This is a genomic window from Actinospica robiniae DSM 44927 (assembly GCF_000504285.1).
Lineage (GTDB): Bacteria > Actinomycetota > Actinomycetes > Streptomycetales > Catenulisporaceae > Actinospica > Actinospica robiniae.
The window spans coordinates 6480753-6506510 of the sequence record NZ_KI632511.1; the positions used below are offsets into that span (position 1 = coordinate 6480753).

Below are 25758 nucleotides of genomic sequence, written 5' to 3' on the forward strand. Positions count from 1 at the left end.
ATGGCCGATCAAATGGCAGCCAACCCGGTCAGACTCGTCCGGCAAGCAGCGGTAACTGTCCTGGCGATCAGCGTGCTGGTGCTCGCTTCGGTTCCGGTTGCCTCCGCAGACTCCATGCCCGCACCGCTGACTCCGGCCGTGGCGGCCACTGCAGTCTCAGCGCCCGCGCCGAACGCGCAGCCCAACACGCCACCAGCCCCTGCCAGTAGCAGCCCGGACCATCCGGTACCGAGTCCTACGCCCGCGCCGTCGCCGAATCCGCACCTTCCGCCCCCGGGTACGCCCGGAAACGGTGGCCCGCACGTCGATACCCGCCTGCCCGCCCCGCAGCAGATCCCTGCCGCCAACCCTCCCGGCTCTGGGCCGTCCTGGTGGGACATCCCTGGCCAGATCGAGCAGGCCATCGACACGTGGCTCGGCAATCTCGCCCAAGCCGCGCTCACCCCGATCCTCAGCCTCTTCGGCGCGGCATTGCTCGCCAGCCCGGACGTCACTCACGGCCGTGTCGCCGAGCTCTGGCAGGCGAACCTCGTGCTCGCCGACGCCTTCTACGTCCTGCTCGTCATCGTCGGCGGCATCTTCGTCATGGGGCACGAGACCGTCCAGACCCGCTACGGGATCAAGCAGATCGCGCCACGCATTGTCCTCGGATTCCTCGCCGCGAACCTGAGCCTTCAAGTCATCGGGCAGCTCAATAGCGCGGTGACCGCCCTGGCCACGGCGATCTGGGGACAGCAGCTGAACCCGGCGGGGATCGGCAACAGACTGCTGCAAACGATCCTCGCCGCGGCCATTCTGCCGGACGGTGCCACCCAGATTTTCCTAGTCATCCTCGCGCTCGTGATCTGCGTTCTGGCCGTGGCCGTACTGCTCTCGTGCGTGCTGCGCACCGCCGGGCTGATGGTGCTCGCCGCGCTCGCGCCGTTGCCGCTCACGACCCATGCCGTGCCGGGGCTCGACGGGGCTGCGCGGCTGTGGTGGCGCTGCCTCGGCGCCGTCTTCGCGATCCAGCTGCTTCAGTCGCTGACGTTTGTGCTCATGCTTCAGGTCATCTTCGATCCCGACGGCGCCACACTCGGGTTGTTCCCCACCTCTTCGGGGCTGACCGATCTGCTCGTCTGCACGGCGCTGATGCTGATCCTGTTGAAGATCCCGAGCTGGGCGATGCGCGCCGCACTCGGCCACACCCCACGCACCTTCGCGGGGTCCGTTCTGCGCACTGCCGCTGCGGCGGCGGTCGGCGTCGCTATCGGTGTTCCCGGCGCCGGGAGTGCCCGCTACATGATCGGACGGACCACGGGCCAGGCCGTCGGCGGTTTTCTCCAAGCCCGACGTGGACAGTCGACCGCCGCGCTCGGGCCGCGGCCCGCGCGCCCGTCCACTGCGGTCGAGACCGTTGCAGCCCCAGCGAAAAGGGCCGTCCGGCCACTCGGCGGCCCGCAGGCCCACGGATCCGCCCGTGGAAGTCACCGCAGCGGACAGATGGCGCTGTTCCCGATGCCGCGCGGCACCAAAGCCCCCGCCCCGGCGGCCGCTGCGCAGCCAGCCATCACGACGACCGAGCCCGCCGCTCCGCCCGCGCCCACCAGCGGTCCTGGATGGCGCCAGCCGACGCTGTTCTCGACCGCTTCAGCACAGCTCTTGACCGCTGGAAATCAGCAGCCGCTCTTCACTATCCCGACTCCGCCCCAAACCGGTGCCGCCGTCACGCGTGACGCGCCCCAGCCAGCAACCGCTCCCGCACAGCTACCACCTGCAGCAGTTCCTCAGGTACGGCCAACCCAGCGCGGCCTGTTCCCGCGAGAGCAGGGGCGGCCGAACACGCTCGCTGACGAGATGAAGGTCCGGCCAGCTCCTCGCCGCGTCGGCGACAGCCTCCACGTGAAATTCCTTCCGCCCACGCCGCCGTCCCAGGAAGACGAAGCCGAATGACCACCCACGCCGTTCACGAGCCGCGGCCGCCCGCCCCTGTGGCCGTTCCCGCCGATCTCAGCCTGGAGGACCGGCTGATCGGCCCGCTTACCGCGCGGCAGTGCGCGATCCTGGCCGCGGCCGGCACGATTCTGTGGCTTGCCGCCCGTGTGCTGCGTGGCCATGTGCCGAACCACGCTCTGCTCGTCGGCGGGATGCCGATCGCCCTGGCGACGGTCGGGCTCGTCATGGCACGACCGGGCGGAATCCCCGCGGACCGGCTGGCGATGGCCGCGATCAAGTACGTCCTCGGTGCTCGCCGCCGCGCGGCAGCAGCCGACACGGCGGAACTGCCCAAGACGATCAGGGCCCTGGCACCGCTTTACCGCGCCGTCACCGGCGCAGACGGCGAGCCCGGCGTGATCGACCTCGGGCGGCACGGCTGCGCGGTGATGGTCGAGATCATCCCGGCCTGCCTGCAACTCGCCGACACAGCTGAAGTGGAGGCGCGGCTGGCCGCGATCGGACATGTCCTTGCCAGCCAGACTGGTGCGTTCTCCCTCACGACTACGACCGAGCGCGTCAGCCTCGACGAACACGCGGACCGCGGAGCCCGCGCTGCTGAAGACCTCGAGAACGCCAAGCTGTCCACGCTCGCTACCCAGCAGGCCGAATACCTGCGGCAGCTGGCCACCCAGCGCACGGTGTGGTCGCGCCGAGTCGTGCTGGCCGTGCGCGAGACCGGCTCGGACGCCGGTGCGAAGGCAGCGCACCGCGCGAAGGAAGCCGCCGTGCTGCTCTCCACGTGCGGCATGCCCGCGTGCGTGCTCGGACGAGGCGAGGCCACGGCGGCACTCACCGCCGCATGCGATCCGGAACGCCTGCACGCGCCCGCACAGTTGGCCGCGCCGAACGACGTCATCACCGCCCCGCATGCCCCTGCCGATCAGCCGTCCGCGAGTGTTGAGGCAACGACGGGCATCACGCCGCTCGGCATCGAGGTACTGCCACGCAGCCTGCTGATCGACGGTACATACGCGACAACGCTGCTGATCACCGGCTATCCCAGCGAAGTCCTGCCCGGTTGGCTCGAGACGCTCAGCTCCTATCCGGCCCGCCTCGACATCGCGCTGCACGCCGCTCCCGTGCCGGCAGGTGTCGCCGCGGACCGGTTGCGCAGGCGTCGCGCACGTCTGGAGGCCGGACGCCGGTCAGACGCGCAGCGCGGCAAACTGGCCGATCCGCTGGTGGAATCAGCTGCGCAGGACGCCGAAACGCTCGCCCATCGCGTCGCACGCGCCCAGACCCGCCTGTTCACTGCCGCTCTCTACATCACCGTTTACGCCGACGGCCGGAGCGAGCTGAACGAGCTCACCACGGACGTCAAAGCGCTGCTCTCGGCGTCATTGACCACTGCGCAGACGCCCACGTTCCGCATGCTCGACGCCTGGCGCTCGACGCTGCCCGCCGGACCCGATCTCCTGGGCCACAACCGAGTGCTTGATACCGCCGCGCTCGCCGCGTGCTCGCCGCTCACCAGCCCCGAGACTGACGCCGCGGATTCCGCCTCCTCCACCTCGGTACTCGCCGGCCTCAACGCCATGACCGGCACCCCTGTTTTCCGCGACCGGTGGAGTGAGGTCAACCACAACTCCCTCATCCTCGGCGCTTCCGGCAGCGGCAAGTCCTTCCTGGCCAAGACCGACCTGATCCGCGAACTGTGCGCGGGCACCGTCGCGAGCGTCATCGACCCGGAAGGCGAGTACGCCGCGATCGCCGAGGCGGTCGGTGGCCGCGTGGTCCGCCTCGGCCTACCCGGGCAGTTCCTCAACGTCCTGGATCTCCCGGACCCGTCGGCCGCTGGTCCCTGTGAGCTCGCGGTCCGCGTGCTCGACCTGCATGCGCTCGTCGAAGTACTGCTCGGCAACGAGCGCGCCGAGCAGTACCGTCCCGCACTCGATCGGGCCGCGATGAACGCGTACTCCGCTGCGGGCATCACAACCGATCCTGCGTCCTGGCATCGGCGAGCGCCGGACCTCGGCGACGTCGCCGCGTGCGCTGAAGCGGCGTTCGACCCGACATCATGCGAGCTCGCGGCGTACCTGGAGCCGTACACGCGCGGCTCCTTCCGCGCGCTGTTCACCCGGGATCACAAGTCGGATGTTGAGTCCTCCGAACAGGAGGGCGAAGCGCCGTTGACGGTCTACACGCTCGAGAACCTGCCGGACGTGCTGCGTACGCCGGCTGCACTTCTGGTGCTCTCAGAATGCTGGCGTCGGGCGCAGAGCGCGGACCGACGACGGATGGTGCTGATCGATGAGGCGTGGCAGTTGCTGCGCGACGAGGCCGCCTCACGGTTCGTCTACCGGATCGCTAAGTCCGCCCGAAAGCGGCAGCTCGCGCTCTCCCTGGTCACCCAGGACGCCGAGGACCTGCTGCACTCGGATCTCGGAACCGCCGTGGCCAGCAACGCCGCCACTCAGATCCTGCTGCACCAGGCCCCACAAGCGCTCGCACTGGTCACCGAACGCTTCCGGCTCTCAGCCGGCGAACGCGACTTCCTGGCCGCGGCACCGCGCGGCTACGCCCTTGCGCGCACAGGCAGCAGTCGCGCAGCACTCGCCGCAATCTCCACACCGACCGAAGACCCATTCCTCCACACCGGCATCAATGGAAAGAGCGGCCGATGAGCGCGATCTTGATGACGGTACTGGTCAGGCGACCGATGAATCCGGCGCTGATGACGACAGTGGTCACACTTGCATCCGCCGGGATCTCACCGCTGCTGCGGCGTATCAGGGCTTCGCGTCGGCGGGCGGCCGCTGACGGGGCGCGCGTCATCGAGATCGCCCTTCCCGCGCAGGTGGAGCAGAACGGAGCTGCGGCGTTCTGGGCGAACATGCTCGGTCTGCACCGCCCACGGCTCGCTCGCCTGTTCGCCGGGCAGCCGCACGTCGCGATGGAGTACGTCTTGACCGCTCGCCAGGTCGCCGTCCGGCTGTGGGTGCCCGGCACGGTGCCGCCGGGTTTGGTCGAGCATGCCGTCGAAGCCGCATGGCCTGGCGCTCACGCAGCGGCGCTTCCGCTGCCAATCAGCCCGCTACCTCCCGCCGGTCCGCGCGGCGCAGTGGACGGCGGGCGCCTCGTCCCCGGGCGCACGCACGCGCTCCCGCTGCGGACTAAACACGAGACCGATCCGCTTCGTCCATTGCTCGGCGCGGCTGCGCACCTGCGCCACGGCCACGGGGCGTGCGTCCAGATCCTCGCCAAACCGGCGGGCGCACGGCGATGTGCGCAGGCCCGCAGGTCACTGCGGGCGTTGCAGGGCAAGAACACCGCCACGCTCAAGTCGGTCATCTTCGATTCGATGACCCGACCTGGGGTCCGCCGAGTCACTACCAGCATGATGATGGACCACCGCCTCGAGGCCGACGCCCGTGCCGCCGCCGCGAAGCTCGCCGGGCCCTTGTACGAGGTGGAGATCCGCTACGCAGCCGCCGTCCCCGCGCCCGAGAATAGCGACAGCGCCGGCCACAAGGTGCACCCGGCTACACGCGCCCTCGCCCGTGGGGTCTGCCACGAGATCGCCTCGACGTTGGCCGTGCACGCCGAACGCAACTACCTGCGACGCCGGCGCCTCCACGAGCCCGAGCACTACATCTCGCAGCGCATCTTCACCCGCGGGGCGCTCTACTCGATTCCGGAGCTCGCCGCGCTCGCTCACCTGCCCTGGGATCCGAACGCACTGGGCCTCAGCCGCGCCCAGGCCAAGCCCGTGCCGCCCGCGCCCACGATCCCCGACGGGGCCGGACTGAAGGCTGCCAAGGTGCTCGGCGACGCCGACACCGGGCTCGTACGCCCGGTAGCGCTGAACGTCGCCGATGCCCGCCACCACCTGCACGTACTCGGCGCAACCGGCTCGGGCAAGTCCACCCTGCTTGTGGACCTGTTGCTCCAAGACATCGCCGCAGGTCTCGGCGCAGTGGTCATCGACCCGCAGGGCGACATGATCGCCGATATCCTCGACCGGCTCCCCGCCAGCGCCCTGACCAGGCCGCTCTACCTTTTCGATCCCTGCGACAGCGCGACACCGGTACCTCGGCTGAACATTCTCGACGGACCCGGCGCCGACCTCGCGGTCGATCACCTCGTCTCCATCTTCAAGAGGGTCTACTCCGCATACTGGGGCCCACGCAGCGACGATCTCGTGCGCGCAAGCGCCCTGACGCTGCTGACCGCCAAGGCGTCCAAGCCGTCGCTGCCCGTGCCCACACTCGGATCCATCCCCGCGATCCTCTCCTCCGACCAGGAGCGGCGCCGCTACACCGACGCGCTCGACCGCGCCGCCAAGCCCGTGCTGCGCGGATTCTGGGACTGGTACACCGGGCTGTCGGAACCGGCGCGAGCCCAGATCACCGCGCCGTTGATGAACAAGCTCCGCGCGTTCCTCATGCGCGACTACCCGGCGGGGATCGTCGCGTCCGGCGCGACGAACATCGACCTGAACGCGGTACTCGACGGCGGCCTCCTGCTCGCGCGTCTGCCGAAAGGCGTACTCGGCGAAGAGACCACGCGACTGCTCGGCTCGCTCCTACTCGCGACAACGTGGCAGGCAGCGACTACCCGGTCAGTCAGCGCCCACCGCCGGGACGCAGCCGTCTACGTCGATGAAGCCCACGAGTTCCTGAACCTGGCCGTGGGAGTGGAGACCATGCTCGCCCAGGCCCGTGCCCTGCGCGTCGGACTCACCCTCGCGCACCAGAACCTCGGCCAACTGCCGGCCGAGATGAACCACGCCGTCTCCGCCAACGCCCGCAGCAAGATCTACTTCAACGCCTCGCCCGAAGACGCCCGACACCTCGCCCGCCACACCGCACCGGCGATCAGCGAGCTCGACCTCTCGCGGCTCGGCGCGTATCAGGCCGCGGCACGTCTCGTCGTCGACGCTGCGGTGCAGCCCGCCTGCACGCTCGCCACCCGGCCCCTGCCCCCTGTGATTCCGGGCCGGGCACTCCAAGCCCGCGAGCACGCTGCCGAATCTCTGATGCGAAAGGCCCGATGATGCCGCGTCGTCCCGAATCTGCTGAATCAGCCGCGCGACCGGCCGCCAGGCACACAACCCGATTCCCGGCGCCCGGCCAAGGGCTTGCGTACCTGCTGTTTCGCACCACGCCACGCGATCGGTGGCTGCTGGCGATGCTGGCCGAACACCGCGTCCTGACCATCGCCCAGGCCCACGCGCTGTGCTTCGCGAGCGAGCGCCGTGCCACCGCCCGGCTCCGCGAGCTCTACCAACTCGCACTCACCGACCGCTTCCGCACCAATCCGCTGCCAGGCACCGGGTCGAGTGCCCTTCGCTACGTCCTCGGGCCTGCGGGAGCACTGCTGGTGGCCGCGTCCCACGACATGACGCCGAAGCAGTTCCGGTACGACCACGCGAAGCTGCTGCGTCAGGCCGCCCGCGCAGACCTACCCCACACCCTCGCCTGCAACAGCGTGATGATCGGGCTCGCCCTCGCCGCCGCGGCCGCCGGCACACCGATCCAGGCGTGGTGGGAGCAAAACTCCTGTCTTCCCATGTGGGGAGATCTCATCCGCCCGGACGCCTACGCGACACTCGGACACAACACGGCCGGCGTTGAGGCCGGCACAGGGCTCTTCCTGGAGTACGACACCGGCAGCGAGCACCTGCCCCAGTTGACGGCGAAGATCGACGGCTATGCGCGGTTCGCCGAGACGTACAACGCAAGCCACCTCATCCTCATCCACGTTCCCGATCCCGCCCGCGAACTGGCACTCCACGCCCGGTTGAGCCAAGACCCACGCGCCGCGCACCTGCCGATCGCGACCGCACACGGCCCGGTCGAGGACACGGACGCCAGGCTCATCCGTCACCTCGGAGCACGCGTCTACGGCCCCGCCTGGCGACCCCTCGGCGTCGACGCGCGCACCGCGCTCACCGACCTTCCCGCGCACTTCCGGGCACGCGACATCAGACTTCTGCCGCCGATCTACACGGACCGGGCGGTCACCGCTCCCGCGCCGAACCCGCCCCTGCCCTCGTCCTGACGGTGCCTGTCCTTGCCAAGGCCGCCACGGGTGCGGCGTGCGCCCTGCTCGGCTTGCTCCTGCTCGTCGCCGCCAGCGCATCCGCCCTCGTCAGCGTCCTGACCGGCGGCCTACTGGGACCCGACACCGCACAGAGCCCCGTGCTCTACTCCAACCCAGGAACAGTGCAATGCTCCTCGGCCGGAGGCATTCGCGGCACCGGCTTCGATCTCGATTCCGAGCAGGCCAGCAACGCCGCCGTAATCGCGCGCGTCGCCGACGCCGACGGGCTTTCAGCACAGGCCGTGGTCATCGCCCTGGCCACGGCGCTGCAGGAGTCGGGGCTGCGCAATCTGCCGTACGGCGACCGCGACTCGCTCGGGCTGTTCCAGCAGCGCCCCAGCCAGGGATGGGGCAGCCCGAGCGAGATCCTCAACCCTTCATACGCCGCGCAGCAGTTCTACTCGCACCTCGCTCGCGTTCCCGACTGGTGGCAGATGCCGCTCTGGAAGGCGGCCCAGGCTGTACAGCGTTCCGCGTACCCCACCGCGTACGAGAAATGGCAGCCTGAAGCGTCCGCAGTCCAGCAATTCCTCGCGTCACATCGCCAGCTGTGCTCGCTTCCATAATCGAAGACGAGGATCTGTTACGCCCGAATAATCGGCTTCCGCGCGCGACCGTGAAGAACCTTCATACGCACCGAAGCCGGTACCGGACAATACAAATCAAAGCCCTACTATCGAGTCTATGAACGCGCGCAAAGACGGCACCGTGCTCGAACCAGTCCGCCGGGCGCGCCGCAACCGGCGTCGGTCGGCCCTCGGTGACACAGCCCTGCCCGGACACTGCTCGATATGGGCTGCGACCGGCCCGTCGACAGCCTCGTCGATAGGGGCGGCGTTCGCCCCGGCGCCCCGAACGACGACCCCCGTCACGCAACCGACCAGCTCAGCGCCCACGCAGACGCCACGCCCGGCCCGGGCCAATAGGTCGAATCCGACCTATCCGCGCGTATCCCGCCGCCCGCGGCCCCCGCCCACAGTCGCCTTCGTGCAAATGCCCTTCACTGCTCCCAGCCGATTCGCATCCAGCCGGCCGCCAGACGCCGGCCGGCCTCCAGCTCCGAGCGGCGGCCGCGAGCGATAAGGTGCAGGTCAGCGAGCAGACACCCGAGCTCGGCCCGGTCCGCTCGGCCCGGTCCGCTCGGCCCGGCCGCGCGAGAGCGGACGCGCCACGCTCCGCCCGCCATCACCCGATCGGTTGACGCGCACCGGGATCCGCGACGCCCGCCTGCGATCCCCAACCCGAACGCCCACGCGGCGACGTATTCGAAACGCCACCGGACGCACGGCTCAGCATTCAAGGGAAAACGGCCGAAAATCCGTCAGAAACCAGCCTATGTATCAATTGTCTTGCATTCTAGATCGAGCTAACTTGGTCCTATACCCGGGAAACACCGGGAACACCGAAAGCGCCGCCGACCACGCAATTCACACCTCGCGCCAAACGGCCCCGCGCATTGAAACGACACACGCAGAATAGGAACGAAAATGACCGACACCGCTATCGCCACCGCCGCGCCCGAGACCACCGCCGACCCGATGGCCGCGCCGATGCACGCCGCGCTCCAGGCGGCGCTCACCCCCTACCTCGAGGGCGACCTCGACCCCACCACCGACCTGGTCGAAGCCCTCCTGGACGTCCTCGCCGCCGCCGAACCCACCCCCGGGCTGATCAGCACCCTGCACCACGCCGTCACCGGCCTGGTTCCCACCCCGGAGCTGATGGGACCGATGCACCACGCGGTCGGCGCAGCCCTGAGCCTGCCGCACCCCACCCCGTACCAGGCAACGCGTTCCACCCAGTCCACCACCCGTATCAGTGCGAGCGCCGCCGCCACCCGGCCCGGAAGCATCGCAGAGAGGATCAGCAAGCTGTTCGCAGCCAACCCCGGCACCCCGTTCCGCGTCGGCGACCTCGTCAAGGCACTCGGTGACGCCGTCAGCGGCGGCGGCGCGGTCGGCGCGGCGCTCAACGGCATGGTGACGCGAGGCGAGGCCGTACTCGTCTCCACCGGCCCGAAGCTCTACCTCAGCGCGCGCGACACGGCCGAGCAGGCCACTGCGCCGGAGTTGGCCGACACCGCCACCGAGCCGCTGCAGCACGAGCCCGCTGGCGCCGACGTACCGGCCGAGACGGATGCCGAGCCCCAGGACGCGGCCGTCGAACCCGCCGAGGCCACGGAAGCCGAAGCCGCCGCCGAGCCCGCCGACGCGAAGGCCCGACCCGCCCGGCGCGGCAAGGGCGCATAGGTAGCTGCTCCGCAGGGTCGGGCGTGGCCCCCGCGCCACGCCCGACCCGGCCCGCCGCCCCGCAATCCGAAAGGGCCTGTCATGCCACACACCGAGGCGGACGTACGCGGCGCCGCCGCTACTCTGCTCGCCCTCGCCGGCGAGGCGCCCGAGACTCCGAGCAGCCCCGTTCGGCATCGCGTCACGCGTCTGCTCACCGATCTCGCTCCGAAGGCCTGCACCGACGTAGGCCTCACCGCCTGCGACGACAACGTCATTCCCGCTCTGGCACTCGCAATCGACGCTCTGGTCCAGTCCGCCAACGTGCGCCCACTCGAACTCGCGCACCACCTCGACACCCTCGCACCCGTTGAACTGGACGACCTGCTGTACCGGGCCCGCGCGCTCCTGACCAGATGACCAGCGAAGCGTTACCCCGGAGGGAGAAGCCCCACATGGATACCGAAGCGGCACGCGCACCACCGCGCGTCTGGACCTCACCAGCAGCCAGCACCCCATCCACTACATCGAAAGGGCCGAATACAGTGCTCTACCTCTCCGACGACGAAGCCGAAGAGCTCTACGACCTGTGGCATGAGCAGGTTGCCTGCAGCGTCCGTCGCGCGCACGCCAAAGCCAACGGCCGCCGCGACACGCACGACACCGACCTCGCCAGCCTGCGCACCGATCTGCTGGCCATCAACCTCCACACCGTCGGGCTTCCCGAGCCCGACGCAGCATCCGGAACCGCACTCGAGTCGGCCCAAAGCGCCAGGCGATTCCTCGCCTACGCCGAGGAGGACCACGCCCGAGCCGAACACCTCACGGCGCTCCTCTGGCTCCAAGGAGCCTTCACGGAAGCGAAGATCTCGGCCGAACTCGACAAGGGCGGCTCGGCGCGCACGGCGACGCCGGACACGGCGCCGCACAACTCCGTCGATGAGCCCTGGTGCCAGCAGCCCGGCATTCCCCGACAGCGCGACGGCCAGTAGCCACTCGCAGCGACGGCGATCTGCGGAAATGCGCGGCCCGGACCCAGGTCAATTGGGTCCGGACCGCGCCCCGGCAGCCTATCGCCCCTTCGCCCACCTTCCCCCGAACACCACGCCCAGCAAAGGACTTCGCGACGTGAACTACACCGCGGGCCTCGCCCCGTACCACAACATGATCATGGATCTGCTCAGCGACGGCTGGAACGCCCTCGCTGACCCGTTCGCCGACCGCTACGCCGCAGCCACCCGCACCCACCTGACCTGCCCGGCCAACTACCTCCGCCTCACACTCGAGATGAGCAGCGACGCCGCCGTGCACTGCCGCCTGGGCATCGTGCCCGACGGCACCGGCGAACCCGCCCGCTGGCGGGCCAGCGCCGCCGTACCCCCGGCGCCGTACTGGCTCGCCTGCGCCCGCTCCGCCCACCAGGCCGTATTCGCACCCCGGCGCGCCAACCTCTTCCCCGGTGATGTCCTCACCCGGATCGGCTGGAAGCAGCTGCACGGCCAGATCGCTACCTCGAGCCTGCGAACCGTCTACTCCTGCCCGCACGGCACGAGCCGCATCTCCTACCAGGCCTCGCAGCGCGCGATGCCTGCGTTGTGGTCGATCACGCGCCAGGATGCGAGCGTCGGCCTGCTCGTGAACGCGGCCGAACCCCGCGCCCTTCCCGCCCTCATCCTCGCTCTCGCGCTCACCCCCACGCGCGGCAGCGAAGGCTGCTGCGCAGCGCAGCAAGCCACGCAGCCGCTCATGTAGTGAGCCTGCACCTTCACCCGCGGCTCGAACCGGCATCCGTCCAGTTCGGGCCGCGCTCATGCCTACCGGACTGGCGTGTATGGGTCCTGAAAAGTCCGGTTCTCAGGTAAGGTGCGCTGGGTAAGAACCTACGCAACCGGGGAGGAGGCACCCCTGCGATGGTCGACAAGTTCGAGACTCCGATATTCAAACCGCGCGAGGCGGCGCACTACCTTCGGATGCCCGAGTCCACGATGCGCGACTGGCTGGGCGGAAGATCGCACGCCAATGTGCTGGTCCACTCCGTGAGCCCCGAGCGGCACGGGTGGCCATCGATCCCCTTCGTGGGTCTCATCGAAGCCTATGTGCTACGCCACCTGCGGGAACTGGGGCTGAGCACCCTTTCCGTCCGCGAAGCCGCGAATGCCGTACGTAGGGAGTTCGGCACGCCATACGCGTTGGCGACCAAAAAGATCGCCACCGACGGCATCGACATCTTCATTGAGTACGCAGATCCCGGCGACCTCGCCCGCGCTCGTGACGGGCAGCGCCCAATCCGAGACGTAGTGACCGACTACCTGCGCTACATCGAGTGGGACTCGGAAGACCAGTACGCAGGAGCACTGCGCCTGCCCCAGTTCCGCTCGAGCCCTGTGATCATCGATCCTAACTTCGCGTTCGGGCAGCCGGTGCTCGCCAGCAAGAAAATCCCCATCGAAGCGATCGTCGACCTGTGGAAGGCCGGGGAGCCGATGGAGGCCGTAGCCGAGGAATACGAGCTGGATGTCGACGCCGTCGAAGACCTCTGCCGCGCCGCCGTCGCCTGAGCCCGAGTTCTTTCTCGACCGTTGCCTCGGGCACACGGTCGCCGCCCGCCTGAGCGCCCTCGGCTGGATCGTGCACCAAATCGGCGAGCACTTCCCCGACGATGCCCAGCACGTCTCAGACCCCGACTGGATCAGATTCGGCGCGGAGCATGGCTGGACCCTCATCACGCAGGACAAGCGCATCCGCTATCGGACTGATGAACTTGCCGCGGTCGAAGAGACTGCCGGCGTCATGCTGCAGCTCGCTGACGGCAACCTGATGATCGCGGAGAAGGTCGAGCGCCTCTCAACTCACCGCGACGCGATCTTCGCCGCGGCACGCCGAGTGGGGCCAGCCCTCTATCGCGTGTATGCGGACCGGATTACCAGGGTCTGGCCCTGACGCCGCATCCGCTGCGCGCCGCTACTCGCGAGCCGCGTACCGTCGCCCACCGTCGAACGTCATCTGAATCAGGTCTTGCTTGACCAGGCGTTCGCACGCGTCTGCGACGGCACCCTGCGAGCGTCCCCCCGCCAGCCGCGCGAGCGCGACGACGCCGAGGGGCTGAGGAGCCTGATCTCGGAGGGTGCGCAGAACCAACGCCTGCAGTTCTCCTCGTGCCAGCCTCCGCGGCGGCTGAGCGTCGCTGCGGCGCGGGGCCTCCTCCTCGGTCCCACGGACCGGCGGTGCAGCCGCTTTCATCCTCGCGCGAGTGCCCCCTGCAGCCAGCCCGGGCCGACCATCGGCGGCCGGTCCGCGCAAAGTCTCCTCGTGGCCCATGACCACGCTCCACTCGTCGCCGATGCCTTGTCGCCCATCACCGCGCTCGCGGCAAGCCCAACCCGACCGTTCGCCGAGACGCAAGACGCGGCCGACCGCGTCGCGCCGCATCCCGGTCAGTGCCGCGATTTCCCGCACCGTCAGCGGCGCCGACGCCGCGCCCAACGCGGCCCGCACGTCCGCCCCGGCCACCGCCCCGCCGACCGCCGCCCTACGGCCGTCTCCGGCCGCCGTGGCCGCCACGTCTCCGCACATACCGAACCCCATCCATCCGTGCCATGAAATCCGGGGCCAACGCCCCGTCACCCCATGCACGCTCGACCGGGCTATGAAATCAAGGGTCTTCCAACGAATTCCCCGCCGATCGACACCCGAACGGATGACGACCGCCCCCGTACATGAAGAACCTTGATTACCCACGGTCCAACACGCGGCACCACCCACCACAGCGCGCCGACCGGCCGCCGATCGCCAACGCCGCGAATGGAACCGCACATGCCGAACTGCCCGACGCCCGCAACCAACCCCGGCGAACCGCTCCCGCACCCGGCGCCGAACCCCTGGGTCACGCTCACCGTCCCTGTCGCTGCGGGAGACACCGCCGTCCTCACCCACGTCCGCGCCCTCGCCAGGCACACGCTCGCGTCCTGGCATGTCGATGACGAGCAGGCCGACGACATCCTCGTCGTCCTGTCCGAACTCGCCACCAACGCGCTCGTCCACACCAGCGGCCCTGCCGAGATCCGCCTCACCAACCTCCTCGCCGGCATCCAGCTCGAGGTGTCCGACACGAGCACCAGGGAGCCCGATCAGGAGACCGGGCCGACTGACGGCGAGCACGGATACGGCCTCGCCCTCATCGCAGCAGCACTCGCGGACGAGCTCGACTGCGTCCAGCAGCTCGCAGGAAAGACGGTCACCGCGCACTTCGCGAAACGGAGGTCCAGTGCCGAACAGGCGTCCACGCTCGTCGCGGGGCTGGCTCGCCGCTGAAGTGGGCTTGGATGCGCGTCAGGTGCCTGTCGCCACATGCTCGACGGGACAACCGGCAAGCCTTGACGCGCTGCTCTTGCAGGTGTGCGCGCGGAGCGCACTGGGCACAGCCCTCTTACAACGTCGAGTGATCCGATGAGGGGGCGAGAGCATGAATGACGGTGTGTTCGTCAGGCTGGACCGGGCATTGCAAGGCGGTTGGGACCGCTGGATGCTCAGCCTCGAGCGGGAAGATCCGCGTGCCTTCCTGATGGAGATGGTCCGCGCGCTCAAGGGCGATCCGGAAGACGGCACTGGCAAGAAGATCGAGAACAAGCACCGTTACATCGGCCTTGGCCCGACCATTGCCTGGCTGCTGACCTCGAAGGATCCGTCGTACCCAGTCGCGTACGACAGCATCGCGTCCTTCGGCCGGATCTGGGACGACTGCCAGGACGCACTCGGCAACGTGCCGTACCACTACGTCAGCCTCGGCGTCGGCACCGGCGACAAGGACCGGCACGTGATAGACCGACTTCAGGCGCGCAACCCGCAAATGCTCTACGTCGGCCTCGACATCAGCTCGGCCATGCTGAACCTCGGGACCCAGGAAACGCGGCTGCGCATCCCCGGGCGCACCTTGCTCATCGAACTCGACTTCGAGGAGCGCTCCAGCCTCAGCGCTCTCAGTGAGTTCCTCGACCGCTTCGTCGAGGACGAGCCGATCCTGTTCAGCCTGCTCGGCAACAGCCTCGGCAACATCGAAGATGACCGCGGGTTCCTGCAGACGCTGGCCGCCGTGCTGCGCCCGCAGGACCGGCTGGCGCTAGAGGTCGCGACCGCGACGACGCTGGACAAGGAAGCAGTGCGCACCGTCGCGGCCGAGCGCAGCGGCAGCCGGCTCTACAACGAGTTCGCCACCGCAGCGCTGGCGATGTACACCGACTTGACCATAGACACGAACTGGCTGAGCTACCAGGCGAGCATCGACGAGGACTTCGCCATCCGGGTTGAGGGCTACTACATCAACCGCAGCGGCGCGGACATTCCGCTGATGCTGCCGAACCGGGAGATCGTGCCATACCGAGCGGGCGAGGGCATCCGCGTGCTTCTCGGGCGGAGGTACTCACCGCAGGGGCTGCAGACGCTGCTGGGATCGGCCGGCCTCATCGACGTGGCAGCGGACCGGCACCGCGGCGCGGTGCCGGTTTGGCAGTCGCCGGATGTGCAGGGATTCGCGAGCACGCTGATGCTGTTGCAGCGGACCGAGACCACCTCGACCGTTCCCATAGTCCCACTGGCCCGTGTGTGGGGACAGACGACGCGTGTCGGCGAGTAAAGCAGAGACGGGACGAAAGCGGGGATGGTCCCGGTGCGCCTCGCTGTCCGGCTGATTACCTTCGGACTGCTGTTTGCATTGTTCGCGGAAGCGGTGTGGTGGTGTTTCGTACCGAATTCGGCACTCCTGCAGCCCGTAAACGCCGTTCTGGCCGTAGCCGCGGCGATCTTCGCGATCCCAGCGGATCGGCTCGCCGCGGCGGCAGACCAGCGCAAGCAGACATTGATGGCGCTGCGCCACGAGATTGTCCGCAACACCGGTCTGCTCGCAGAGGCCAGGCAACTGGCGCTGGCGCCGACATACGGCCAGATATACCCGCGCTTGGCGCACAGTGCGATGAGCCCGGCAATCCTGTTCAGCGCGCTTAATCACGGCCGCGACCGGCGGGTGCTCGAGCTGGCGCTGGAGTGGCAGAGCATCGCCTTCGATCTCAATCGCCGGTTGGAGATGACCGAACTCCGGCTCTGCACGGGCGAGCCCGCCGACCGCGCCGAACTCGACCTGCTCCGCGATATCGCCAGCCGCCCGGACGGCCATTTCGCAAAGGCTGCAGCCGCCCTCGTCGTGCTCGCCGATGCCGTAAACGCCTCGATGCGGCGAAAGCGCAGCTAGCGGGCCTACTGGCTCTCATAAGTGAACCAGACCAGCGGCGGCTGGCTCAGTGCCGATCGTCGAATTCACCGCTCTTGGCGCCGTTGAGGAACGCCTCCCATTCGACGGTGTTGAACCAGAGAACCGGACCGGCACCGCCCTGCTTGGAATCGCGCACGGCCCGCCCGCCGTCCGGCAGTTCGGCCACTTCAACGCAGCCGCCACCGTTGCCACCGCTGAAAGTGGACTTGCGGAACTCGAGGCTCGACACGTCGGGACGATCCATCACGTATGCTCCTTGATCATGCTCGCGATCAGCCCCAAGGAGGCCTGCGGGGACAGAGCTTGCGCCCTGACGAGATCGTATCGAAGCCGGAAGCCGCGGACTACCTTGTGGCGCTCCTCCACTCTTCCCTGCCCAGGTCCGTCAGCGAAGGCGATGTCCGGCCCATCGTTGAAGCTGAGCAGAATCACCGCCCCGTCCGAGCATGCGTGAGCGCCGGCCGCGAACGGCAGAACCTGCACGACGCGGCCAGGCGAACGCCCCAGCTTCACCAGGCGTGCGAGTTGCTCCGCCCAAACCTCACGCGAGCCGACAGGCTGATGCAGGACGGCTTCGTCGATCACGGTCCAGACTTGAGGACCGCTGGGAACGAGTACGGTGTCTTGGCGTGCCATACGCGCGGCGACGAGCGCGTCCGTGTCATTCCCGCGGTACGCAGCGATCAGTTCATGGGCGTAGGCCTCGGTCTGGAAAAGGCCCGGTACGTTCTGCGGATCCCACGACTGGATGGCAGCAGCACGCGATTCGATCTCCACGTACTCCCGGAACCGGCGCTTCCTGCATCATTCTGCCCATCGCCGCCGAGGAGCAGCATGAAGGCTTACAAAAACACAGCAGAGTGTGGCAGCGACCACGGCACACAGGACACCCCTGAGCCTCCCCAGGATCGCAGTCTTGGCGATATCGCCGCGCCCTCCCACGGGGACCTCCCCGCGACCTTCCCCAGCGTCGGCACTGGTACCGCCATGTTCCTCCGCAGGCTCTCGGCCGCTATCAGCGTCGGCAATAGCCTTAAGCTTTGAACGGAGCAGCGCATCGAACGCATCCCAGTCCAGAGATGGCCTGCTGGACACAGGGCGCGTATCGAGCCCAGCCAAGGCATAGGCGAGAGACCCAGCCGATCCTAAGTTGGGGCTCTCACCGGACAGGAGCCGGCGGATAGCGCTCTCGCTGACCGGCGAACCCTGTTCGATCGACTTGGTGTGGATCTTGGCCAACGTCGGCAGGTTCGCCACGTCCCGCAACTCGGCCAGCCATACCAGCAAGTCGCGACGAGGCCCGTCCGGAACCTCGCTACGAATCGGGATCGCTCTGCTCGCCGACCCAGCCAACTCGTCCCCCAAGCGATAGAACACCGAACTTCACGGCGCACCAACGCCTCAAGATCATCATTCACCGCGATGCACCAGCTTTGTTTGTGCGCAATAGCCTACGCCACCGACCGACCGTGCTTACCGCGTTGCATGCTCAACTGCACGCGACACAGAGAGACGAGGGACATGGATCTGAACAGGGAGTGGTGGCAGACCGTCCAATACGCCATTAAGGAGGAGCGCCGGACAGTTCGACTTATCAGCATCATGATGGCAATGGGATTGATTGGGGGAGCGCTGATGGTGATCGACTATCGACTGCGCTGCCTAGCCCCATAGGCGGACACAGCCTCGGTATCGGCAACGCCGCCATGTGAACGTCCGCAGCCGGCTACCGGCAGATCATGGCAAACGACTCCGGGGCCGGCGCAGACAGCAGTTATCACTACAGCAACGGACGCGGCACCCGCATCCTCAGCGGGTGCCCGTCTTCCCACCGTCATCGACAGGTTGATCGGCGAGAGGCTGCGGCCGGGGGTTTGCCTGGCTGAATCTCTCCGGCCGCAGACCTTAAAGCGTCGACCGGTAAAGGATCTTCGAAGCAGCACCCTCGGCGTACCCGAGGTGCTCGTAGAAGCGGCGGGCACCATCGTTAGGTGTATCGGTCGTCCACTCGACTCGACTGCACTGGTGCTCTCGAGCGAGCTCGTGCAGCTCGTCCATCAGCAGCCTGCCAACGCCCCGCCGACGATACTTCTCGGCCACGTACAGCTCCTTGAGGTATAGCGAGCGTGTGAAACCGGCCGCTGGCCACAAGAAGGAGTACGAGGCGAACCCGGCGGCATTGTTCCCGTCCCGGGCCAGCACGACGTGGCCGGCTGGGCTGTTGCTGAACAGGGCGTCGCCGATCTGGCCCACCTGTTCCTCGAACAGCTCGCCAGGTTCGCCGCCATAGAAACGCTCGAGCTCGTTCATCAGGCCGACCAGGTCGGCGGCATCTTCCGGCCGGGCGGGCGCGAGTGTAATCACGGTCGGCCTGCGGTGCTGTCGAAAGTCATCAATCGGTCGCGCAACAGAGCAGCTGCCGGAAGCTTGCGGCCCTGCGATGATTCCAGCGTGGCCAGCAGTTGCTTGCCACGCAGCGAGATGATCCCTGCGCGTTGCTGATCCTCGAGAGCGCTCATGGTATCCGCAGCGTATGCGAGCCCTGTGGCTGTGTCACCATCGGCAACGAGGCAGGTGGCCCGATCCAGCCTGGTGAGCGCCTGATCCATGTAGTCTGCGGCGCCGGTCAACTCCAGCGCCCGCTGCTGAGCCAACCACGCTGCGGCCGTATCACCCAGGCGCGTGTACGCATTGCCCTCGTGAAATCTCAGCTGTCCTTCGTCATATCCGAATGCCGAATCATTGACCTGGTCCGCAGGCAGCATGCCGAGACGTTCCTCCGCCAGTCCGATAGCGCGCACGCATCCCTGCCGGTTGCCTTGGGTACCGAGAATCCGAGCCTCAAGGGCAGCGGCCAGGACTGCGCCTACGCCGCGACCGCCAGTGGTCGCGGACTGGGCATCCCGCGCCGCGGCCAACGCTTCTTCAAGGTCGTCGGCGTAGTAGTGCCCGTAGGCCTCCTGGGCCAGCACCCACGAGACTGTGGCGGAATCGCCGGTCTCACGGGCAGCTACTCTGGCCACCCGCGCCCAGCGGCGGAATTCGGGCCGGCGGTCCAGTTTGACCAGCGTCAGGCAAATCAAGCCACACATGTTGGCGGCCAAACGGGTCAGCGCGAACGCGGTCGACAAGGCGCGTGGCCGCTCTATCAGCGACTGGACCTGGGCCAGATCCGCCGTCAGATCCTCCAGCAATAGTCCGGCCGGATGGTCTCTGGAGAGCAGACCGTAGCGAACAACCATCTGCTCGAAATCATCGATGACCATGTTCGAGAGCGCGCCGTCGCTGACGGATCCCACCAACGATCGCCTGAGCTGCTCGAAGTGCCCGGCGGCGGGCTCGATGGCCGCCTTCGCCGAGCCGATCACGGTGCGGGAGCCGGCCAGGCCAAGGACGGCGTCTGTGGCCCCTCCCAAGACTGTCCTCAGCGCCGCGCGGTACTGTGCGCCGGGCCACTTGATCGCGCCGCGCTCCAGTCTCCCCACCCACGCGGAATCGACTGCACAGTGCTGGCCCGTGGCCCGGAGCACCTCAGTGCGAACAGCGTCGGCAAGCTGCTGCTGGGTCCAGCCGCGATCGAGCCGCAGCGTGCGAAGCCGTTCATTCACCGGGCTCTCCGAGTTGTATCTGACGATCCGTCATGCAATCTGCCCTACGAACTGCTCCCTAACAAGCACTTCTTTCAGATTGGCATGATCAGTTTACTAGTCAGGTAATCATCCGGCGTGAGGGCGGGAGCGGAATGGCCAGGCGCTACGTGTACGACGTGGGCTGTTTCATCGTGCATCACCCGAAAGGATGAGCACATTCCGGGCGCATCGCTCGACCGTCGCAAGAGAGATTCACCCCCAGCCTCCAGCACTGGTGGCCGGCCCGAGACCAGCATGGCGGGCCTTTTCACCCACCGCCCGAGTAGCTCCACTCCGACCGGGCGACAGCACGACTGACCACCAGTGCCGCAAAGAGCCCCAGCCCATCACGCGATATTCAAGAAATGGATCTCCATGCCTGCTGATCTCACCAATAACGCGGTCAGGAACGCCCGCATTCTGGCGTCCCAAGGTATGGATCCTGCGCGGATTGCGCGCGACTTCGGCTTCGATCTCGAAGCATTGCGAGACGCGATCGAGGGCGTGACTTTCCAATACATCACCGACCCGCCCAAAGTGCGCTGCAAGACCGTTGGCATCGCCGAGACCTCGGACGAACACATCACCGAGGTCCAACTTGACGGACATCGCCTGCGCAGGATCCGCACTGGACGACTTCGCCTCAGCCAGGGGCAGTTCGCCGCCGAGCTTCGCGAAGCCGGACAGGCGCTCGGCATGCCAAACCGATGCACGAAGCGCTTGATTCAGAGGTGGGAACGCGGTGAGCATAAGATGCCGTCCATCGGCTACCGCCTCGCCCTAGCCCACGTTATTGGGACTGGAGTGGAAGCGATCTATCAGCGGGTGCTCCCTGAGGTCGTTGACGACACGATGCAGCAGCTCGCTGCAGTCCTGCCGGTATTCGCCGAGACGTACAACAAGCTGGTCGAGCTCAACGCACACCTCGTTCACCAGACCACGAGGGCTGGCGCTGCGCAACCTGCTGAGCGTCACGCTGGCGCCCGCGCTGCCGGCAACGTGTGACTGCCGGAGCGTGATGGAATCAGGGCAGACGATGGCGTGCCAAGGGCGCGCACGCTTAGAAAGAGCGGGTCAGCCGATCTCTCGAAATCACCATTTTGAGTGTTTCTCCTCTCAATAGCCCACCTTGCCCGTTTCATAGGCTCTTTGTCTCGCTACCGTACGTGTCTAATCGGGCGGACTGGCGTAGGCAGGAGCCGAAGGTGGGGCAGGTCGTACTACGTGTGCTGGCTGGGCTGAGCGGCGCTGTCCTCGTCGGCTCGGCAGCCGGCTGCAGCAGCCACCCCCAGGCGCCAGCCGCGCACGTCGCCTCTCCGACGGCAATGAAGACGTCGGCTGGTAGCACGTTGGACCCCTCAGCCCAGGCGGCGCTTACCAGCTACCAGGCGTCATGGAACGCAGTGAATCAGGCTGGTAGTACCGCGAACTACCGTCTACCCGCCCTTGCCGAGTACTTCCATGGCCAGGCCTACCTGCTCGTCTCGCAGAACATCTTCCTCTACCAGAAGAACGGAATGGTTTCGAGAGGAGCCGTCGTTCTCCACCCTCACATCGTCAGCGAAGATCTCGCTGCCAAGCCGCCGACCGTGACCATTGCCGACTGCGTCGACGACCGCCACGACCTGGTGTATTACTCCGCCACCGGGAAGCCGATCGACGACGATCCCGGCGGATTCCGCACAGATTCGACGGTCATGACCGACCTGAATGGGGCGTGGAAGGCGACCTCATTGAACGTGGGCGCGGAGGGCACGTGTACGCCCGAGTAGTACATCGCTCCATGAGGGTGACCATCGGTGCCCTCCTCTGTACAGCTTCCGCGACCGCGACTGCTTGGGCGGGCGGCGGCGCAGGCGCCGAGACGACGTGCTCAGCGTCCTCGGCCGTGTGCTCGGTCAGCGTGTCGAAGATTATCGACCCACAGATTGAGGGCTCAGTTGCGCCCCACGGCCTTCGCCGACCCAGTGGGCCCGCGACGGACGGACAACACCTACTCGCATCCTGTCGGCAGGACTATCAACCGGCTGCCGCAGGCGCCTCCTTCCATCAAACCGGTTCGGGCGCTTGGTATCTGGCCCCGTGCGCCACGCTCGCCGGCCTCAGCGGCCAGATTCCCAATGGGACGCCTTTCATGTGGGTCCCGGACGCCGCCAAGACAGCGACAGCGCTCCAGGCGGCTTTGCGGGCGGAGGCCTTACTTCGTCTTCCCGCCCCCGTACTGTCCTCTTCTCCCGGCCCTGGCTCCGATGTGCCGAAGGTGGTGAACCTGCCGACGTGGGCGTGGATCTCCGCGCCGAGGTTCGCGCCCATGTCCGCGACGGCGACGTTGCCGGGAGTCTCAGCGACCGTTACGGCCACGCCCTACGCCGTGGACTGGGCGTGGGGTGACGGTGCTCGCTCGCACTGCATGGGCCCGGGAGCTCCCTACGCCTCAGCTACCAGCAACCCAACGGGTCCCTCACCGGATTGCGGCCACGTCTACCGGTCGACGTCGGCGGAGGCGCCGGGCCAGCGGTTCAGCGTGTCGGCGTCGATCGAGTGGCGCGTGACGTGGTCGGGCGCCGGCCAGTCGGGAACGCTGCCGGACCTCACGAGGACGACCGCGCAGGCCTGGCCGGTTGAGCAGATCCAAAGCGTCGTCGTGGGCTGACAGGAGATGAATTCATGTCTTTGACAACCAAGACAGGCAGTCTGTCGACACGTCTGCGGGACTCGCCGAGGGCGCGGTATCTCTCGGCGGGAGCAATCGTGGCGATCAGCGCGGTGAGCGTTCCGGCGGTCAGCGGCATGCTTTCTTCTACGCAGAAGGTGATGGTCGCCGCAGCGGACCTTCCAGCTGGGCACGTCCTGACGCGCTCGGACTTCACGCTCGTCGATGCCGATGCCTCGTCTTCTTACGTGATCCCGGCCGTCGAGATGACGCAGGTGATCGGCAAGACGCTCCACGTCGAGGTCCCGAAGAACACGCTGCTCGCCGCCGGCGATTTCGGAACGTACCCGCCGGCCGGTATGGCCGAGGTTGCGTTCAAGGTCACGCCCGGGACGTATCCCCCTCAGTTGGCCGCGGGGCAGCGCGTCGCGGTGATGCCTCCTGACCCGGCGCAGAGCGTGGCGCAGCCCGCAGCGCCCGCGACGCCGAACTCGCCGGTGGTAGGTCAGGTTCTCTCGATCGCACCTGAGCCGAATGCGAACGATGGTGGGAGCGTGGTCGTTCTGCTCGTCCCGATCGCATCGGCCGCGGCGGTCACGGCAGCTCAGGGTGGCAGCCTGGTCGGCCTGGACGCGAACGGCGACGCCTCGTGATCACATTGACGAGCGCGAAGGGTTCGCCCGGGGTGACAACGCTCTGCCTGGCAATGGCGTGTGCCTCGGGCCGCGTGCTGGTGGAGATGGACCCGGCTGGCGGGGACCTCGCGCTTCGTGCCGGCGTTCCGCAGTCTCCCGGCCTGAGTGAGCTGGCCGTCCGGGTGCGCCGAGAACGCGGCACCGATGTTGCGCTGGAAGGCTTCACGCAGCGGCTTCGTTCCAATGCCATCGTCCTGCCCGCGCCGGTCGGTGCCGCCGGCGTCTCGGCAGTACTTTCAGGCGGCGAGCTGATCCTGCCGATCGCGGAGGCGCTGCTCACGAGTGCAACGCGGGTCCTGATTGATGCTGGCCGGTTCGGCCCTCACTTCGCATCATTCGAGTCCCATGAGGCGGTGCGGATCGTCGTGACGCGCCGTGACGCCGCGTCCCTCGGGCAGACGCAGGCCCTGCTCCGCGGCCTTGGCGACGAGCACACCCGGCAGCGGATCGGGCTGGCACTGATCGATCGTGGGGAGTTCGGCGCAAGAGAGGTAGCGCGCGAGCTCGGGGTTCCGCTGCTCGGCGTGATCCCGTGGCATCCACAGCACGCAGAGCGGTTGGCCAGCTCGGCCAGCGTTCAGACGCCGCGGAGCAATCGGCTCGTCCACGCCGCCGCTGCGATCGTCAGCGCAGCCGACGCCCTGGCGGACATTCACGGCCGCGCCTCAGCGCCGCATCAGAACCCGCTGGTGGCTTGGCTCACACGGACAGAGGTGTCGGCGTGAACCCGAACCCGTGGGCAGCGGCCACCACCGATCCGGCATCCGTCCCGTTTCCCGCCGAGGCACCGGCCTACATGCTGGCGCCGCAGACTGAGCAGACGCTGACTTCCGGGCTCGTCGAGCGGATTGAGAGCGAGCTCGCCGCGCGCGTCCGCGCGACAGGCGCTGTGCTTCCCGCGGCGCGTAAGGCCGAGCTCGTTGAGGAATTCCTCGGGAGCGAACTCGACAGCTTCAATGCTGCCGAGCTGCGCGCAGGCCGGAGGGGGATCACCCCGGAGGACGAGGCGCGCGTGCGTGCCGCCGTCGCCGCCGAGGTCCTGGGGCATGGTGCGCTTCAAGCACTGCTCGATGCGCCGGATATCGAGACGATCAACGCGAACGGCTGCGACCACGTCTTCGTCGTCCGCGCGGACGGACGCGTGACTGAGGCGTCGCCGATCGCGGCCTCCGACGAAGCGATGGTCGACCTGATCAGGTCACTGGCGAACTCCGGTGGCCAGGAACGGCGGTTTGATCGCGGCACTGCGAACCTGAACGTCCAGCTGCCTGACGGTTCTCGTCTGTTCGCGTCGATGGGAATCTCGCGCCGCCCGTGCCTGTCGATCCGTAAGAACCTGCTGCGCGACACGGCACTGGCCGACCTCGTCGATGGCGGTATCTGCAGCAAGCAGCTGGGCGAGCTACTGCATGCGCTCGTCGGCGCGAAGTTCAATGTCCTGATCTCTGGCGGCACGTCGGCCGGCAAGACGACGTTGCTTCGCGCCCTCGCCTCCACTCTCCCGCCCGAAGAGCGACTGGTGACCATCGAGGACACCTACGAGCTCAACCTCGATCTTCTGCCGCATCGTCACCGCGACGTCGTCGCCTTCCAGGCGCGCGAGGCGAACCTCGAGGGCCACGGCCGGATCACCCAGGCTGAGCTCGTCCGGTGGGCGCTGCGCATGACCCCGGACAGGGTCATCATCGGCGAGCTGCGCAACGACGAGTTCATCCCGATGTGCAACGCCATGAACCTCGGCCTGGACGGATCGCTGGCGACCGTGCATGCCTCGTCATCCGGACAGGTCGCCGACCGCCTGATCAACCTGGGGCTCCAGGCCCCCGAGAAGCTCTCGCCCGAGGCCACCATCCGCCTCGTCGCGTCCGCGGTCAATTTCATGGTCCAGCTCGGACGTGCCTCAGATGGTGCTCGGGTGATCACCTCTGTGAGGGAAGTGTGCGGCTCTGACGGCGCGATGCTGAACACGAACGAGATCTACCGGCCAGGCGCTGACGGGCGCGCCGCGCCGTTCGCGCCGCTGCGTCCGCAGAGCATGGCGCGGCTGATGAGTGCCGGATACGACCCGCGCACCTGGGAAGAGGGCGCGCCATGACAGGCCGGTATCTAGTCCTGACCCTGCTCGGGGCAAGCTTCGGCGTGGGAATCGCCCTGACTGCTGACACGATGCTCCTCCGCGGCACCCGCGCGGCGCGACAGTTGGCGAACGCTGACGCTGCAGCTGCCGCGGTTTCGCAGCGACCTGCGTTCAGCCCACGCCGTCTCGCCT

At 67.8% G+C, this 25758-nt stretch carries 24 protein-coding genes; 19 read left to right on the plus strand and 5 right to left on the minus strand.

Translation table 11 applies throughout. From position 1 onward, the window contains the following. From ACTRO_RS27745 to ACTRO_RS27800, 11 genes are all read left to right on the plus strand, one after another. Window positions 1-1932, plus strand: coding sequence for a hypothetical protein (locus tag ACTRO_RS27745; protein ID WP_157436482.1), 1932 nt, complete (start codon window positions 1-3; stop codon window positions 1930-1932). Further along, entirely contained in the window at window positions 1929-4601 is a 2673-nt protein-coding gene (locus ACTRO_RS43990) for a TraG/VirB4 family ATPase (RefSeq protein ID WP_051451484.1), read from the plus strand. The genes ACTRO_RS27745 and ACTRO_RS43990 overlap by 4 nt, the downstream gene beginning before the upstream one ends. Then, window positions 4598-6973 carry a type IV secretory system conjugative DNA transfer family protein gene (locus tag ACTRO_RS27755; protein WP_051451485.1) on the plus strand — a complete coding sequence of 792 codons (2376 nt, stop codon included), beginning with the start codon at window positions 4598-4600 and terminating at the stop codon, window positions 6971-6973. The genes ACTRO_RS43990 and ACTRO_RS27755 overlap by 4 nt, the downstream gene beginning before the upstream one ends. Before the next feature lie 134 nt (window positions 6974-7107). Beyond that, the gene (locus ACTRO_RS27760; protein ID WP_051451486.1) at window positions 7108-7980 is read left to right on the plus strand and encodes a replication-relaxation family protein; all 873 of its coding nucleotides are present in this window, start codon (window positions 7108-7110) and stop codon (window positions 7978-7980) included. Window positions 7981-7982: 2 nt separating this feature from the next. Continuing rightward, on the plus strand, window positions 7983-8588 hold the full coding sequence (locus ACTRO_RS27765; RefSeq protein WP_051451487.1) for a hypothetical protein: 606 nt from the start codon (window positions 7983-7985) through the stop codon (window positions 8586-8588). A gap of 921 nt (window positions 8589-9509) precedes the next feature. Beyond that, complete coding sequence (locus ACTRO_RS27775; protein WP_034267727.1) at window positions 9510-10271, plus strand: hypothetical protein; 762 nt, start codon at window positions 9510-9512, stop codon at window positions 10269-10271. A gap of 81 nt (window positions 10272-10352) precedes the next feature. Continuing rightward, window positions 10353-10670 carry a hypothetical protein gene (locus ACTRO_RS27780; protein WP_034267729.1) on the plus strand — a complete coding sequence of 106 codons (318 nt, stop codon included), beginning with the start codon at window positions 10353-10355 and terminating at the stop codon, window positions 10668-10670. Window positions 10671-10795: 125 nt separating this feature from the next. Then, on the plus strand, window positions 10796-11242 hold the full coding sequence (locus ACTRO_RS27785) for a hypothetical protein (RefSeq protein ID WP_034267733.1): 447 nt from the start codon (window positions 10796-10798) through the stop codon (window positions 11240-11242). 136 nt (window positions 11243-11378) lie between these two features. Next, window positions 11379-12002, plus strand: a complete 624-nt coding sequence (locus ACTRO_RS27790; RefSeq protein WP_034267736.1) for a hypothetical protein — start codon at window positions 11379-11381, stop codon at window positions 12000-12002. Between the two features lie 158 nt (window positions 12003-12160). Then, window positions 12161-12808: a DUF433 domain-containing protein gene (locus ACTRO_RS27795; RefSeq protein ID WP_034267739.1), complete on the plus strand. Its 648-nt coding sequence runs from the start codon at window positions 12161-12163 to the stop codon at window positions 12806-12808. Beyond that, window positions 12765-13190, plus strand: coding sequence for a PIN-like domain-containing protein (locus tag ACTRO_RS27800; protein WP_051451488.1), 426 nt, complete (start codon window positions 12765-12767; stop codon window positions 13188-13190). The genes ACTRO_RS27795 and ACTRO_RS27800 overlap by 44 nt, the downstream gene beginning before the upstream one ends. Window positions 13191-13211: 21 nt before the next feature. Here the strand turns inward: ACTRO_RS27800 and ACTRO_RS47540 are convergent, their stop codons facing one another. After that, a complete protein-coding gene (locus ACTRO_RS47540; protein ID WP_157436483.1) occupies window positions 13212-13811 on the minus strand; it encodes a helix-turn-helix domain-containing protein in 600 nt (199 codons plus the stop codon). Between the two features lie 252 nt (window positions 13812-14063). Here ACTRO_RS47540 and ACTRO_RS44000 point away from each other — a divergent pair, with 252 nt between their 5' ends. From ACTRO_RS44000 to ACTRO_RS27820, 3 genes are all read left to right on the plus strand, one after another. Beyond that, window positions 14064-14561, plus strand: a complete 498-nt coding sequence (locus tag ACTRO_RS44000; protein WP_169739953.1) for an ATP-binding protein — start codon at window positions 14064-14066, stop codon at window positions 14559-14561. Window positions 14562-14712: 151 nt separating this feature from the next. Then, a complete protein-coding gene (locus ACTRO_RS27815; protein ID WP_034267745.1) occupies window positions 14713-15879 on the plus strand; it encodes an L-histidine N(alpha)-methyltransferase in 1167 nt (388 codons plus the stop codon). A gap of 33 nt (window positions 15880-15912) precedes the next feature. Then, complete coding sequence (locus tag ACTRO_RS27820) at window positions 15913-16491, plus strand: hypothetical protein (protein ID WP_157436484.1); 579 nt, start codon at window positions 15913-15915, stop codon at window positions 16489-16491. Between the two features lie 46 nt (window positions 16492-16537). Here the strand turns inward: ACTRO_RS27820 and ACTRO_RS27825 are convergent, their stop codons facing one another. The 4 genes from ACTRO_RS27825 to ACTRO_RS27840 form a co-directional block, all read right to left on the minus strand. Further along, window positions 16538-16756 (minus strand): DUF397 domain-containing protein, encoded by a 219-nt coding sequence (locus ACTRO_RS27825; protein WP_034277057.1) that lies wholly within the window; start codon window positions 16754-16756, stop codon window positions 16538-16540. Then, window positions 16756-17289 carry a DUF5753 domain-containing protein gene (locus tag ACTRO_RS27830; RefSeq protein ID WP_051451491.1) on the minus strand — a complete coding sequence of 178 codons (534 nt, stop codon included), beginning with the start codon at window positions 17287-17289 and terminating at the stop codon, window positions 16756-16758. Before ACTRO_RS27830 ends, ACTRO_RS27825 begins: the two co-directional genes overlap by 1 nt. 1128 nt (window positions 17290-18417) lie before the next feature. Continuing rightward, on the minus strand, window positions 18418-18876 hold the full coding sequence (locus tag ACTRO_RS27835; RefSeq protein WP_211244428.1) for a GNAT family N-acetyltransferase: 459 nt from the start codon (window positions 18874-18876) through the stop codon (window positions 18418-18420). Further along, window positions 18873-20120 (minus strand): helix-turn-helix domain-containing protein, encoded by a 1248-nt coding sequence (locus ACTRO_RS27840; RefSeq protein WP_051451492.1) that lies wholly within the window; start codon window positions 20118-20120, stop codon window positions 18873-18875. Before ACTRO_RS27840 ends, ACTRO_RS27835 begins: the two co-directional genes overlap by 4 nt. A gap of 396 nt (window positions 20121-20516) precedes the next feature. On the opposite strand from ACTRO_RS27840, the gene ACTRO_RS27845 reads away from it, so the two are divergent. The 5 genes from ACTRO_RS27845 (at window position 20517) to ACTRO_RS27865 (ending at window position 25584) form a co-directional block, all read left to right on the plus strand. After that, the gene (locus tag ACTRO_RS27845) at window positions 20517-21146 is read left to right on the plus strand and encodes a helix-turn-helix transcriptional regulator (RefSeq protein WP_157436486.1); all 630 of its coding nucleotides are present in this window, start codon (window positions 20517-20519) and stop codon (window positions 21144-21146) included. 200 nt (window positions 21147-21346) lie between these two features. Further along, a complete protein-coding gene (locus tag ACTRO_RS27850) occupies window positions 21347-21913 on the plus strand; it encodes a hypothetical protein (protein ID WP_157436487.1) in 567 nt (188 codons plus the stop codon). Between the two features lie 979 nt (window positions 21914-22892). After that, window positions 22893-23447, plus strand: a complete 555-nt coding sequence (locus tag ACTRO_RS27855) for an SAF domain-containing protein (RefSeq protein WP_034267753.1) — start codon at window positions 22893-22895, stop codon at window positions 23445-23447. Then, a complete protein-coding gene (locus ACTRO_RS27860; RefSeq protein WP_157436488.1) occupies window positions 23444-24214 on the plus strand; it encodes a CpaE/TadZ family protein in 771 nt (256 codons plus the stop codon). The genes ACTRO_RS27855 and ACTRO_RS27860 overlap by 4 nt, the downstream gene beginning before the upstream one ends. Continuing rightward, complete coding sequence (locus tag ACTRO_RS27865) at window positions 24211-25584, plus strand: TadA family conjugal transfer-associated ATPase (protein WP_211244429.1); 1374 nt, start codon at window positions 24211-24213, stop codon at window positions 25582-25584. Before ACTRO_RS27860 ends, ACTRO_RS27865 begins: the two co-directional genes overlap by 4 nt. Window positions 25585-25758 lie beyond the last annotated feature (174 nt).

Coding starts and splice junctions, on each gene's coding strand:
- ACTRO_RS27775 (WP_034267727.1), top strand. CDS start 9,510: ATGACCGACACCGCTATCGCCACCGCCGCGCCCGAGACCACCGCCGAC.
- ACTRO_RS27825 (WP_034277057.1), bottom strand. CDS start 16,756: ATGGATCGTCCCGACGTGTCGAGCCTCGAGTTCCGCAAGTCCACTTTC.
- ACTRO_RS27755 (WP_051451485.1), top strand. CDS start 4,598: ATGAGCGCGATCTTGATGACGGTACTGGTCAGGCGACCGATGAATCCG.
- ACTRO_RS27795 (WP_034267739.1), top strand. CDS start 12,161: ATGGTCGACAAGTTCGAGACTCCGATATTCAAACCGCGCGAGGCGGCG.
- ACTRO_RS27745 (WP_157436482.1), top strand. CDS start 1: ATGGCCGATCAAATGGCAGCCAACCCGGTCAGACTCGTCCGGCAAGCA.
- ACTRO_RS27845 (WP_157436486.1), top strand. CDS start 20,517: ATGCCTGCTGATCTCACCAATAACGCGGTCAGGAACGCCCGCATTCTG.
- ACTRO_RS27780 (WP_034267729.1), top strand. CDS start 10,353: ATGCCACACACCGAGGCGGACGTACGCGGCGCCGCCGCTACTCTGCTC.
- ACTRO_RS44000 (WP_169739953.1), top strand. CDS start 14,064: ATGCCGAACTGCCCGACGCCCGCAACCAACCCCGGCGAACCGCTCCCG.
- ACTRO_RS43990 (WP_051451484.1), top strand. CDS start 1,929: ATGACCACCCACGCCGTTCACGAGCCGCGGCCGCCCGCCCCTGTGGCC.
- ACTRO_RS27800 (WP_051451488.1), top strand. CDS start 12,765: ATGTCGACGCCGTCGAAGACCTCTGCCGCGCCGCCGTCGCCTGAGCCC.
- ACTRO_RS27815 (WP_034267745.1), top strand. CDS start 14,713: ATGAATGACGGTGTGTTCGTCAGGCTGGACCGGGCATTGCAAGGCGGT.
- ACTRO_RS27760 (WP_051451486.1), top strand. CDS start 7,108: ATGCTGGCCGAACACCGCGTCCTGACCATCGCCCAGGCCCACGCGCTG.